Annotated in this window: 12 protein-coding genes and 7 tRNA genes; all 19 read left to right on the forward strand. The window is 56.9% G+C overall.

Features of this window, described 5'->3' with window-relative positions:
- Positions 1–3 precede the first annotated feature (3 nt).
- The gene (ruvB, locus tag AB5Y98_RS09980; protein ID WP_005304949.1) at positions 4–1,014 is read left to right on the forward strand and encodes a Holliday junction branch migration DNA helicase RuvB; all 1,011 of its coding nucleotides are present in this window, start codon (positions 4–6) and stop codon (positions 1,012–1,014) included.
- A 935-nt stretch (positions 1,015–1,949) separates the two neighbouring features.
- Positions 1,950–3,506 (forward strand): cytochrome ubiquinol oxidase subunit I, encoded by a 1,557-nt coding sequence (cydA, locus tag AB5Y98_RS09985; protein ID WP_005304948.1) that lies wholly within the window; start codon positions 1,950–1,952, stop codon positions 3,504–3,506.
- 12 nt (positions 3,507–3,518) lie between these two features.
- Complete coding sequence (cydB, locus tag AB5Y98_RS09990; RefSeq protein ID WP_005304945.1) at positions 3,519–4,655, forward strand: cytochrome d ubiquinol oxidase subunit II; 1,137 nt, start codon at positions 3,519–3,521, stop codon at positions 4,653–4,655.
- A 14-nt stretch (positions 4,656–4,669) separates the two neighbouring features.
- A complete protein-coding gene (gene cydX / locus AB5Y98_RS09995) occupies positions 4,670–4,786 on the forward strand; it encodes a cytochrome bd-I oxidase subunit CydX (RefSeq protein ID WP_005304933.1) in 117 nt (38 codons plus the stop codon).
- Positions 4,773–5,084 carry a cyd operon YbgE family protein gene (locus tag AB5Y98_RS10000; RefSeq protein WP_041203624.1) on the forward strand — a complete coding sequence of 104 codons (312 nt, stop codon included), beginning with the start codon at positions 4,773–4,775 and terminating at the stop codon, positions 5,082–5,084. The genes cydX and AB5Y98_RS10000 overlap by 14 nt, the downstream gene beginning before the upstream one ends.
- 105 nt (positions 5,085–5,189) lie before the next feature.
- The gene (gene ybgC / locus AB5Y98_RS10005) at positions 5,190–5,597 is read left to right on the forward strand and encodes a tol-pal system-associated acyl-CoA thioesterase (protein ID WP_005304924.1); all 408 of its coding nucleotides are present in this window, start codon (positions 5,190–5,192) and stop codon (positions 5,595–5,597) included.
- Positions 5,587–6,276 (forward strand): protein TolQ, encoded by a 690-nt coding sequence (tolQ, locus tag AB5Y98_RS10010; protein WP_005304921.1) that lies wholly within the window; start codon positions 5,587–5,589, stop codon positions 6,274–6,276. Before ybgC ends, tolQ begins: the two co-directional genes overlap by 11 nt.
- Positions 6,276–6,722, forward strand: a complete 447-nt coding sequence (tolR, locus tag AB5Y98_RS10015; protein WP_005304918.1) for a protein TolR — start codon at positions 6,276–6,278, stop codon at positions 6,720–6,722. Before tolQ ends, tolR begins: the two co-directional genes overlap by 1 nt.
- Positions 6,723–6,727: 5 nt before the next feature.
- Positions 6,728–7,885, forward strand: coding sequence for a cell envelope integrity protein TolA (tolA, locus tag AB5Y98_RS10020; RefSeq protein ID WP_017765796.1), 1,158 nt, complete (start codon positions 6,728–6,730; stop codon positions 7,883–7,885).
- Between the two features lie 94 nt (positions 7,886–7,979).
- Positions 7,980–9,305, forward strand: a complete 1,326-nt coding sequence (tolB, locus tag AB5Y98_RS10025) for a Tol-Pal system beta propeller repeat protein TolB (RefSeq protein ID WP_010636193.1) — start codon at positions 7,980–7,982, stop codon at positions 9,303–9,305.
- Between the two features lie 49 nt (positions 9,306–9,354).
- Complete coding sequence (gene pal / locus AB5Y98_RS10030) at positions 9,355–9,879, forward strand: peptidoglycan-associated lipoprotein Pal (RefSeq protein ID WP_005304908.1); 525 nt, start codon at positions 9,355–9,357, stop codon at positions 9,877–9,879.
- Between the two features lie 158 nt (positions 9,880–10,037).
- A complete protein-coding gene (ybgF, locus tag AB5Y98_RS10035) occupies positions 10,038–10,847 on the forward strand; it encodes a tol-pal system protein YbgF (RefSeq protein WP_026139218.1) in 810 nt (269 codons plus the stop codon).
- A gap of 174 nt (positions 10,848–11,021) precedes the next feature.
- Positions 11,022–11,097 (forward strand) — tRNA-Lys (locus AB5Y98_RS10040).
- 30 nt (positions 11,098–11,127) lie between these two features.
- Positions 11,128–11,203 (forward strand) — tRNA-Val (locus AB5Y98_RS10045).
- Positions 11,204–11,252: 49 nt separating this feature from the next.
- Positions 11,253–11,328 (forward strand) — tRNA-Lys (locus AB5Y98_RS10050).
- 21 nt (positions 11,329–11,349) lie between these two features.
- Positions 11,350–11,425 (forward strand) — tRNA-Val (locus AB5Y98_RS10055).
- 22 nt (positions 11,426–11,447) lie between these two features.
- A tRNA-Lys gene (locus tag AB5Y98_RS10060) sits at positions 11,448–11,523 on the forward strand.
- 16 nt (positions 11,524–11,539) lie between these two features.
- A tRNA-Val gene (locus AB5Y98_RS10065) sits at positions 11,540–11,615 on the forward strand.
- A gap of 24 nt (positions 11,616–11,639) precedes the next feature.
- A tRNA-Lys gene (locus AB5Y98_RS10070) sits at positions 11,640–11,715 on the forward strand.
- Positions 11,716–11,718: the final 3 nt, after the last annotated feature.

Below are 11,718 nucleotides of genomic sequence, written 5' to 3' on the forward strand. Positions count from 1 at the left end.
AGAATGATTGAAGCGGATCGCCTCATTTCCGCCGCTGGCGGGCGTGAGGAAGAAGTCATCGATCGGGCCATCCGGCCCAAGCTGCTGGCCGATTACACCGGCCAGGATCCGGTCTGCGAACAGATGGAGATCTTCATCGCGGCTGCGCGCCAGCGCGGCGAGGCGCTCGATCACCTGCTGATCTTCGGCCCGCCCGGGCTTGGCAAGACCACGCTCGCCAACATAGTGGCCAACGAGATGGGGGTCAACATCAAGACCACCTCCGGTCCCGTGCTGGAGAAGGCTGGCGATCTGGCGGCGCTGCTCACCAACCTCGAGCCGAACGACGTGCTGTTCATCGACGAGATCCACCGCCTCAGCCCTGTGGTGGAGGAGGTGCTCTACCCGGCGATGGAGGATTACCAGCTCGACATCATGATCGGGGAGGGGCCGGCGGCTCGCTCCATCAAGCTTGACCTGCCCCCCTTCACCCTGATCGGCGCGACGACCCGGGCCGGTTCTCTCACCAGCCCTCTACGGGATCGCTTCGGTATCGTGCAGCGCCTCGAGTTCTACAACGTCAGGGATCTGACCGACATCGTCGCCCGCAGCGCCCGTTGCCTCGGGCTCGACATGACGGAAGACGGTGCGCTGGAGGTGGCGCGTCGCTCGCGCGGTACGCCGCGAATTGCTAACCGTTTGTTGCGCCGGGTGCGGGATTTTGCCCAGGTGAAATCCGACGGCCGGATTGACGGACCCATAGCGGCCCGAGCCATGGACATGCTGGACGTGGATAACGAAGGGTTCGACTTCATGGACCGCAAGCTATTGTTGGCTGTCATAGACAAGTTTCTGGGGGGGCCGGTGGGGCTCGACAACCTGGCTGCGGCCATCGGCGAGGAGAAGGACACCATCGAAGATGTGCTCGAACCCTATCTGATCCAGCAGGGCTTCCTGCAACGTACACCCAGAGGGCGGATCGCGACACCAAGAGCTTATGCGCATTTTGGCCTGCAAAGGCCAGATGAAGGGTAAAAACAGCTGATTGAACAAAAAACCGCCTTCAAGGGCGGTTTTTTGTTATCCGGGCAAAAAAAAGCCCACTGCGGATGCGGTGGGCAAAGACAATTCAGGATGGATGTTCACAGACAGTGAGTGCGTCTGGAGACAGACCGGTAAAAAACAGAGTGAGCCGTCGCGAGGCCTCAGAGTCGGTTCATTTGATAGAGCTGAACGAACGAAAGCTTGTAGTAACGGATGGTTTTAGCAACAAACTTTTTCATCTTTAATTCCAATAGACAGGTTCGAAATGTTCATCGAATACGTACCGGGAACCCAGATTGACCGGCCTGTATCCAAGGGTATGCCCTCACTGCGAGGCGCATTGTAGGAGCTCTGTCTGACTCGGACAAACAAGAAAAATTACCCATCTCAGATTAGATTAACTAATCATTTTGTGGCCTTGTCGAATTAGCATGGATATGCGTTTTTATTGGTTTTTAATTAGTTTTATTCTGGCTGGGGACAAGCGAGGGAAACATGATGAAAACACCCTTGAGAGTTGTTTTTTAACAGAAGCATTACTTATTTGCTTCAAGATTAAAGTTGATTTAAATCAATGATTTGCGATTTTTATTTTTTTGTGACCCAGCTCTCTAAAATAAATGGAAAGGGTCGTGAAAATGCCTTTGAAAGGCATGTATTGATGGTGGTTTTACATTGATTTCAATCAAATAAAGGTGATATAAAACTCAGGTCATTATGGGCGGGAATAAAGCAAGCTTGATTGTTTTGCAATTGTTAAACATTAGCTTTTTTTGTTCCCTATTATTGCCTTGTTGTTAATGTGGTGGCAGTCGAATCCGGTCGTCAGTGCAAAACTGGAACATGACCGATAATTCGGGGACTTCCAACGGAAGCTTTGTCTTAAAACTTAAAATAGCCGTGCCAATAATCGGTGAGGAAACATCATGATTGCTGAGCATGTGGTAGACCTATCGCGGTTCCAATTCGCTGCGACGGCCCTTTATCACTTCCTGTTTGTGCCCTTGACGCTCGGAATGGCCTTCATTCTGGCGATCATGGAGTCTGTCTATGTGATGACCAACAACCCTGTCTACCGGGACATGACCAAGTTCTGGGGCAAGTTGTTTGGTATCAACTTTGCCCTCGGGGTCACCACAGGGCTGACCATGGAGTTCCAGTTTGGTACCAACTGGGCCTACTACTCCCACTATGTCGGCGATATCTTCGGGGCCCCGCTGGCCATCGAAGGTCTGATGGCCTTCTTCCTGGAATCCACCTTCGTCGGTATGTTCTTCTTCGGCTGGGATCGGCTCTCCAAGCGTCAGCACCTGGCTGCGACCTGGTTGATGGCGCTCGGGACCAACCTCTCCGCGCTCTGGATCCTGGTTGCCAACGGCTGGATGCAGAACCCGGTCGGTGCCGAGTTCAACTTCGAAACCATGCGCATGGAGATGGTGAGCTTCGCCGATCTGGTGTTCAACCCGGTTGCTCAGGTGAAGTTTGTCCACACAGTGGCGGCAGGCTATACCACTGGCGCCATGTTCGTGCTGGGCATCTCTTCCTACTACCTGCTCAAGCATCGTGACGTGGCCTTCGCCCGTCGCTCCTTCGCCATCGCGGCCGCATTCGGCATGGCGTCCATCCTCTCCGTGCTGATCCTCGGTGACGAGTCCGGCTACGAGACGGGTGAAGTGCAGAAGGTGAAACTGGCGGCCATCGAGGCCGAGTGGAACACCGAGCCTGCGCCTGCTTCCTTTACCCTGTTCGGCATCCCGAACCAGGAAGAGATGCGCACCGACTACGCCATCAAGATCCCTTATGCCCTCGGCATCATCGCCACCCGTTCGCTGGACGGTCAGGTGACCGGTCTCAAGGATCTGAAGAGCGAGCACGAGCTGCGCGTGCGCAACGGCATGACCGCCTACGACCTGCTGACCAAGCTGCAGTCCGGCGACAAGTCTGACGATACCCGCGCCCGCTTCGACGAAGTGAAGCAGGACCTGGGTTACGGTCTGCTGCTCAAGCGCTATACCTCCAACGTGACCGATGCCACCGACGAGCAGATCAAGGCCGCCGTGGATGACTCCATCCCGCAAGTGCTGCCGCTGTTCTTCGCCTTCCGCATCATGGTTGCCTGCGGCATGCTGATGCTGGTGCTGATTGGCCTGGCCTTCTATGACAGTACCCGTCACAAGATCGGCGAGCGCAAGTGGCTGCTCAAGGCGCTGCTGTACGGCATCCCGCTGCCCTGGATCGCCATCGAGTGTGGCTGGTTCGTCGCGGAATACGGTCGTCAGCCCTGGACCATCGCCGAAGTGTTGCCGACCTCGGTCTCGGCCTCCAACGTGCCGGCCTCCGAGATCTGGTTCTCCCTTATCGGGATCTGCCTGTTCTACACCGTACTGCTGATCATCGAGATGTACCTGATGTTCAAGTACGCGCGTCTGGGCCCAAGCAGCCTGAAGACTGGCAAGTACCACTTCGAACAGAGCAAGGCATAAGGAGAGCAACCCATGTTTGATTACGAAATGTTGCGCCTGGTCTGGTGGGTGCTGGTCGGCGTCCTGCTGATTGGCTTCGCCATCACCGACGGCTTCGATATGGGGGTGGGCGCACTGCTCCCCTTCGTCGGCAAGAAAGATGTTGAGCGTCGGGTGATGCTCAACACCATGGGCCCGCACTGGGAAGGGAACCAGGTCTGGCTGGTGACCGCCGGTGGTGCCCTGTTTGCAGCCTGGCCCATGGTGTATGCGGCAGCCTTCTCCGGCTTCTACATCGCCATGATCCTGACCCTGATGGCACTGTTCTTCCGCCCGGTCGGTTTCAAGTACCGTTCCCTGCGTGAAGATGCCAAGTGGCGCAGCAACTGGGACTGGGCACTGTTTGTCGGTAGCGCGGTACCGCCCATCGTGTTTGGCGTGGCGTTTGGCAACCTGCTGCAGGGCGTGCCGTTCGACTTCAACCAGTTCATGATGCTGACCTATCACGGCAACTTCTTCGGTCTGCTCAATCCGTTCGGCCTGCTGGCCGGTCTGGTGAGCCTGTTCATGCTGGTCACCCAGGGCGCTACCTGGCTGATGATGAAGACCGACGGTGAAGTGCTGGCCCGCTCCCGCACCGCCGCCATGATCTGCTCGCTGGTGACCCTGGTGCTGTTCGCACTGGCCGGTTTCTGGGTCAGCGGCATGGAAGGCTATGTGGTGGTCAAGGCGGCCGCGACCGATGCCGTCTCCAATCCGATGAACAAGGAAGTGGTGCGTCAGGCCGGAGCCTGGATGAACAACTACAGCCTCTATCCCTGGATGGTTGCAGCACCCGTGCTGGGTCTGGCGATGAGCCTGCTGACATCGCTGTTTGCCAAGCTGAACAAAGGCTGGCTGGCGTTCACCTGCTCCTCCCTGGCGATTGCCGGCGTGATCCTGACTGCCGGCTTCTCCATGTTCCCGTTCGTGATGCCCTCAAGCCTTGAGCCGTCACTGAGCCTGACCATGTGGGATGCCACCGCTTCTCTCAACACCCTGCGGGTGATGACGGTAGCGGCCGCCATCTTCGTACCGATTGTGCTGGGTTATACCCTGTGGACCTACATCAAGATGTTCGGCCGGGTGACCAGCAAGCACATCGAAGACAACCAACAATCGCTCTACTAAGAAGGTGCACTGATATGTGGTATTTCACCTGGATCCTGGGTCTGCTGCTGGCTTGTGCATTCGGCATCATCAATGCGCTGTGGCTGGAACACACCGAGAACATGGATCGCCAGATCGATGAGAACAAGTGATCGACTCGCCCGGTTGGCCGCTCCCCTGGAGCGCCAACCCTGGCAGGGGTTGATGCTGGTAGCGGCGGCCCTGTTGGCCGTCGCTATTTTACAGGCCCCCAACCTGGTGGCCGCCAACACCAGCGAACACGGCCTCTGGCTGGCGCCCTGGTTGATGTGGGCGGTCTGCTGCGGGGTCATGCACGGGCTGGGATTCCATCCCCGCAGCCTCGTCGGTCGCGTGCTGTTTTTCCCCTGGCTCGCCTTGCCCAGTTTGTTGTACGGGCTCTGGCTGACCCAAGGCTATTTCCTTTCATAAAAAACGGGGGGAGGCAGGATTTCCCTGCTTCCCCCTGCTTCTTTCCTATTCAGCCCTGCGCTATGATAGCCCCCCATCTGACTGTCGTATGGATCACAGATTGTTATGGGGGAAGTCTCTGAGTTTCCGGTGCGTGTCTACTACGAAGACACCGATGCCGGGGGCATCGTCTACAACGCCAATTATCTCAAGTTTATGGAACGTGCTCGCACCGAGTTCCTGCGTGCTGGCGGCATCGAACAGGATGTCCTGCTGGGCGCCGGGTACGCGTTTGTGGTGAGTCGAACAGAGATCGATTTCCGCTCGGCGGCCCGTTTTAATGAGCTTTTGACTGTATTGACGCAAGTGACCGAAGTGAAACGCGCCTCCATGCGCTTCTCACAACGGATACTGGCGGCTGATGGACGACTGATCACCCAGGCCATGGTACAGATAGCCTGTGTCAGTCATCCGCATATGAAACCTGTTGCAATACCTGAAAATGTGAAGGGAGTGCTGTTAAGTGCACGCTGAAATTTCGTTTATTGGCCTGTTTTGGCAAGCCAGCCTGTTGGTAAAACTGGTCATGATGACCCTGATGGGCATGTCGGTTGTCTCCTGGGCGCTGATCATCCAGCGTTCCAAGGCCATCAAGGCAGCCAATATCGCATCGGAGCAGTTTGAAGACAGATTCTGGTCCGGGGTCGACCTCAACCGTCTCTACCAGGAGTCCTCTTCCCGCCGCGACGACATCGAAGGCATGGAAGACATCTTCTACTCCGGCTTCAAGGAGTATGCCCGTCTGCTCAAGGCCGGCGCCCGTGGTCAGGATGCGGTGATGGACGGTACTTACCGTGCCATGCGCGTCTCCCTCTCCCGCGCGGTGGACGATCTCGAGTCCAACCTGCCGATCCTGGCGACCATCGGCTCCATCAGCCCCTATATCGGTCTGTTTGGTACCGTCTGGGGGATCATGAACGCCTTTATCGCCCTGGGGCAGGTGCAGCAGGCCACCCTGCAGATGGTGGCCCCCGGTATCGCGGAGGCGCTGATCGCCACCGCCATGGGTCTGTTTGCCGCCATCCCGGCCGTTATCTTCTACAACCGCTTCTCCAACAAGGTCGAGCGGCTGGAGAACGCCTACGCCAACTTCATGGACGAGTTCACCACCATTCTGAACCGTCAAATTGCTCAGCAGCAGGGTGATCAGTAATGCAAACCTATCAGCGGATCCGGCGCAAGAAGGTGGCTGAGATCAACGTGGTTCCCTATATCGACGTCATGCTGGTGCTGCTTATCATCTTCATGGCGGTGACGCCCGTGATCACGCAAGGGGTCAAGGTTGACCTGCCGCAGGCGGAGTCCGAGCAACTGCCGGAGGATGCCAAGCCGCCCTTCATCGTCAGCGTCAATACCGAAGGCGAGTACGTCATCAAGGCCGGTGAGGCCGAAGACGAACCCGTCCCGAGCGGGACGCCCGAGGCGATGCAGCAGTACATCACCGAGAAGGCCATGGGTTACCTGGCCATCAACCAGAACGCCCCCGTGGTAGTGGCCGGTGACAAGTCGGTGCGCTACGAAGAGGTGATCCTGCTGATGGTGGCCCTCAAGAAAGCCGGTGTGCCTCAGGTCGGCCTGATGACAGATCCGGTGAACTGACGGAGATGGATGTGAAGCGTGGTATTTCCGGTTATCTCATCGCGTCGCTTCTGCTGCACCTGATCATCGGCATCATCCTGTTTGTCGGGCTCGACTTCAGCAAACCGAAGCGACCCGAGTCGAAGGGGCAGATCGTCAATGCCGTCATGCTCGACGAGAACTTCCTCAACGAGCAGGCCAAGCAGATCCAGCAGCAGAAGGCTCAGCCCAAGCCGCAGAAGGTAGAGAAAGAGAAGGATAAGGAAGACACGGACATCGCCAAGCGCGAGCTGGCCCAGCAGCAGGAACGGTTGCGGATTGCAGAGGCCAAGCGCAAGGAGGCCGAGGAGGCCACCCGCAAGGCCGAAGTAGAGAAGCAGAAGAAGCAGGCCGAGCAGAAGCAGGCGGAAGAGAAGGCCCAGAAGGCCGAGGAAGCCCGCAAGCTCGAAGAGCAGAAGGCCAAGAAGGCGGAGGCCGAGCGCAAGGCCGCGGAAGAAGAGAGCAAGGCGCTGGCGCTGAAGAAGAAAAAGGAACAAGAGAAGAAAGAGGCCGAAGAGAAGGCCAAGGCTGAGGAGGCCAAGGCCAAGAAAGCGGAAGCCGAGAAGAAAGCCAAAGCCGAAGCCGAGAAAAAAGCGAAGGCAGAAGCGGACAAGAAAGCCAAGGCGGAGGCCGAGCAGAAGGCCAAGGCTGAAGCCGAGAAGAAAGCCAAGGAAGAGGCGGCCAAGAAGGCAAAAGCTGACGCAGAGAAGAAAGCCAAGGCCGAGGCCGACAAGCAGGCCAAGATCGCGGCTGAACGCAAGCGCAAAGCGGCCGAGGAGGCCAAGCTGCAAAAAGAGATGGAAGACATGATGCAGCAGCAGCTGGCGGCTGAGGCCAATGCCCGCAGTCAGGCGGCATCGGCGGCGGCCAAGGGTGAAGTCGACAAATATGCGGCGCTTATCAAGGCGACTGTTGAGCGATATATGATTTTGGATCCCACCATGCGGGGCAAAACATGTACTATCGGCGTACGTCTTGCGAGCACTGGCTTTGTCATCTCGGTAGATAACGGCCAGGGTGACCCGGCGGTATGTCGTTCCGGCAAAGCAGCCGTACTGAAGGCCAACCAGTTGCCGGTACCCAAGGATCCTGCGGCATTCGAGATGTTGAAGGAGTTCAACCTCAAGCTGGAACCTAACATCTAGCACTGATGGCGAGGGGATCGAGTAAGGTGGTTGGCAGCGTCTTGCCGAGAAAGGAAGTTAATCTCTCATTATTTTGGAACCGAGTGTTTAAGCCATGATAAGAAAAGTGTTTTTTGCTTTGGTTGGCTGTTTGTTGCTGGGTCAGAGCGCCCAGGCGGCCTTGGACATCGTCATCACCGGCGGTATCGACAGTGCACGGCCGATTGCCGTCGCCCCCTTCAAGTGGGAAGGCAATGGCCAGCTGCCGCAGGACATCGCGGAAGTGGTCTCCAACGACCTGATGCGCAGTGGCAAGTTCAGACCGCTGGCCCGTGGCCAGATGCCGCAGACCCCGAGCTCCAGCGGTGAAATCAACTTCGCACCCTGGGCCTCCCAAGGCGTCGAAGCCGTGGTGGTCGGTTCCATCGCCGCCGTCGGCGACGGTACCTACAAGGTCAACTTCGAGCTGGTCGACGTGCTCAAGGGCCAGCTGGCCAAGACCCAGGGCGGCGAGAGCAACGGCTACATCCTGGACAGCCGGATGGCGACCATCCCGGGTGCCCAGATGCGTCAGTTCGCTCACCGCATCTCCGACATCGTCTATGAGCGTCTGACCGGCGAGCGCGGGGCCTTCCTGACCCGTCTGGCTTACGTCTCCGTGCAGCAGGGTACCCAGTTCCCGTATCAGCTGCGGATCTCCGACTACGACGGTTACAACGAGAAGACCCTGCTGCGTTCCCGCGAGCCGCTGATGTCCCCGGCCTGGTCTCCGGATGGCAGCAAGCTGGCCTACGTGAGCTTCGAGAACCAGAAATCCGAAATCTACGTGCAGGACATCTACACCCAGCAGCGCAGCCTGATCACCAGCTTCCGCGGCATCAACGGGGCGCCGGAGTGGTCTCCGGATGGTCGTCGTCTGGCTATCGTTCTCTCCAAGGACGGGTCACCGAACCTCTATGTCGTTGATGTTGCTAGCAAGCAGCTGACCCGCGTCACAACCAGCCGGGTAATCGACACCGAACCCTCCTGGATGCCGGACGGTCAAAATTTGCTGTTCACCTCTGAACGTGGTGGCAAACCCCAGATTTATAGCGTAAATTTGGCGACTGGCATGACTCGCCGGATGACCTGGGAAGGTGAATCCAACCAGGGTGCGTCCATTACTCCTGATGGCAAAATCATGGTGATGGTGACCCGGGTTCAGGGACAATACCGTATCGCCCGTCAGGATATGGAAAACAATGCCCTGCTGGTCCTTACCCAGAGCGCGCTGGATGAGTCGCCAAGTGTGGCTCCCAATGGCAGCATGATCATTTATGCCACCATCTATCAGGGTCGTAAGAGTCTCGCATTGGTGTCGACTGATGGTCGCTTCAAGGCTGTGCTTCCGACCAGTAGCGGTGAAATTCGTGCACCAGCTTGGTCGCCCTTCTTGAATTGATAAAAATCCAATTGTTTTTTGTTTTGTTATAAAGGTTTAAGGAAATAGCATGCAACTCAATAAACTGCTCAAGGGTTTGGCCATCGCACTGCCACTGTTCACCCTGGCCGCTTGTAGCTCCTCTTCTGATTCCGATGCCGCTGGCGCCGAATCAGGCATGACCGACGGCATGGGCGGTGTACAAACCGGTGGCGCGAATGGCATGTTGTCCCCGGAAGAGCAGATGCGTCAGAAGTTCGAAGCGCTGCAGCGTGACAACGTGATCTACTTCCCGTTCGACGGTTACGACATCCAGGGTCAATACGCCGACCTGCTGGATGCCCACGCCAGCTACCTGCGTGAGCGCCCGAGCGTCAAAGTACTGATCGAAGGCCACGCCGACGAGCGCGGTACTCCGGAGTACAACATCGCGCTGGGCGAGCGTCGTGCCAAGGCTGTTGCCAAGTATCTGCAAACCCTGGGTGTGCAGGCTGAGCAGCTCTCCATCGTCAGCTATGGCGAAGAGAAGCCGCTGGATATGTCTCACACCGAGGATGCCTTTGCCAAGAACCGCCGTGCGGTCCTGGTTTACTAAGGTTTGAATCGAACGAAGTTCGTTTATATGCAAGCGGCCATTTCGATGGCCGTTTTATTTGCACTAAACGCCAAGGTTTGATCCGAATGAAATCTGTATAAGCGAGCGACTATGGCGCTGGCCGTTTTATTTGCACTAAACGCTAAGGTTTGATCCGAATGAAATCTGTGTACAAGCAAGCTGCTGTTGCGCTGGCCGTATTGGTTGCTCTGAATGCGCAAGCTGCGGCACCGGTGAGCGATCTGAGCGGTGACTCGGGTGGCGGGGTTGTCCTAAGCGGCAACAACGGCGCCATCGTGCCCACCGGCAGCCTGGAAGACAGGGTTGCCCTGCTGGAGCGTACGCTCAACGCCCGTCTGCGCCTGCAGGCCGATTTGCAGCAACAGGTGGATGCCCTGCAAGGGGAGGTCTCCGAGCTGCGTGGTCAGCTGGAGCAGCAGACCTACCAGATGGAACAGTCGCAGGAGCGTCAGCGCCAGCTCTATCAGGAGCTCGACAAGGTGGCCAACAGCCAGCCTGCCGCTACACCAGCAGCCCCGGCAGCTGCCGCTGCGAGCGCGACGCCGGCCGCCGCGGCCAACTATTCCACCAACCAGAACGAGAATCAGGCCTATGATGCGGCCGTGAACATGGTGCTCAAGGAGAAGAACTACGACAAGGCAATTCCGGCCTTCGAAGGGTTCATCAAGCAGTTCCCGAGCTCCAGCTATGTTCCCAACGCCCATTACTGGCTGGGTCAGCTGCTGTTCAACAAGGGGGATCGGACCGGCGCTGCCGCCCAGTTCACCACGGTGGCCACCAAGTTCAGCAAGTCTCCCAAGCGAGCCGACGCCCTGTTGAAGCTGGGCATGCTGGCACAGCTGGATGGCAAGAAGGCGGAAGCGAAGAACTTCTATGAGCAGGTGATCAAGGGCTATCCCAACACCTCGCCGGCCCAGCTGGCCAAGCAGAGTTTGAGCAAGCTGTAACTTTGCCGCATGTCACTGTTTTCGTAACAGTCTTGTAAATACAGCCTCGCTTTGTATGCGCAGTGAACAAACAGATGGAATTTAAGATTTTTCTGTTGCGCCTGGATGATAAATCCGTAATATAGGCCGCCGTCAGAGCCGGTGCAGCATTGCAGTTGGTCCTGGTCGTGGTAAGGGTCGTTAGCTCAGTCGGTAGAGCAGTTGACTTTTAATCAATTGGTCGCTGGTTCGAATCCAGCACGACCCACCATTTCTCCACCAGGTGGAGACAGAATTCCCAGGTCGTTTAGCTCAGCTGGGAGAGCACCTCCCTTACAAGGAGGGGGTCACTGGTTCGATCCCAGTAACGACCACCAGTTTTAAGCTGTCTGCCAAGGCGGGCAGTGAAAGAGGCAAGTCAGGTGTGGGTCGTTAGCTCAGTCGGTAGAGCAGTTGACTCTTAATCAATTGGTCGTAGGTTCGATCCCTACACGACCCACCAATTTGCCCAGATGAATTCCCAGGTCGTTTAGCTCAGCTGGGAGAGCACCTCCCTTACAAGGAGGGGGTCACTGGTTCGATCCCAGTAACGACCACCAGTTTGTAAAAAATGATTTAGATGGGTCGTTAGCTCAGTCGGTAGAGCAGTTGACTTTTAATCAATTGGTCGCTGGTTCGAATCCAGCACGACCCACCATCATTTCAGAATCCCAGGTCGTTTAGCTCAGCTGGGAGAGCACCTCCCTTACAAGGAGGGGGTCACTGGTTCGATCCCAGTAACGACCACCAAGTTTGTAAAAAAATGATTTAGATGGGTCGTTAGCTCAGTCGGTAGAGCAGTTGACTTTTAATCAATTGGTCGCTGGTTCGAATCCAGCACGACCCACCATCA

This window comes from Aeromonas sp. s3, assembly GCF_040907805.1.
GTDB classification, from domain to species: domain Bacteria; phylum Pseudomonadota; class Gammaproteobacteria; order Enterobacterales; family Aeromonadaceae; genus Aeromonas; species Aeromonas dhakensis.

Bases quoted from the DNA above. Each gene is read 5' to 3' on its own strand.
- ruvB (WP_005304949.1), top strand. From the start codon at position 4: ATGATTGAAGCGGATCGCCTCATTTCCGCCGCTGGCGGGCGTGAGGAA.
- cydA (WP_005304948.1), top strand. From the start codon at position 1,950: ATGATTGCTGAGCATGTGGTAGACCTATCGCGGTTCCAATTCGCTGCG.
- cydB (WP_005304945.1), top strand. From the start codon at position 3,519: ATGTTTGATTACGAAATGTTGCGCCTGGTCTGGTGGGTGCTGGTCGGC.
- cydX (WP_005304933.1), top strand. From the start codon at position 4,670: ATGTGGTATTTCACCTGGATCCTGGGTCTGCTGCTGGCTTGTGCATTC.
- AB5Y98_RS10000 (WP_041203624.1), top strand. From the start codon at position 4,773: ATGAGAACAAGTGATCGACTCGCCCGGTTGGCCGCTCCCCTGGAGCGC.
- ybgC (WP_005304924.1), top strand. From the start codon at position 5,190: ATGGGGGAAGTCTCTGAGTTTCCGGTGCGTGTCTACTACGAAGACACC.
- tolR (WP_005304918.1), top strand. From the start codon at position 6,276: ATGCAAACCTATCAGCGGATCCGGCGCAAGAAGGTGGCTGAGATCAAC.
- tolA (WP_017765796.1), top strand. From the start codon at position 6,728: ATGGATGTGAAGCGTGGTATTTCCGGTTATCTCATCGCGTCGCTTCTG.
- tolB (WP_010636193.1), top strand. From the start codon at position 7,980: ATGATAAGAAAAGTGTTTTTTGCTTTGGTTGGCTGTTTGTTGCTGGGT.
- pal (WP_005304908.1), top strand. From the start codon at position 9,355: ATGCAACTCAATAAACTGCTCAAGGGTTTGGCCATCGCACTGCCACTG.
- ybgF (WP_026139218.1), top strand. From the start codon at position 10,038: ATGAAATCTGTGTACAAGCAAGCTGCTGTTGCGCTGGCCGTATTGGTT.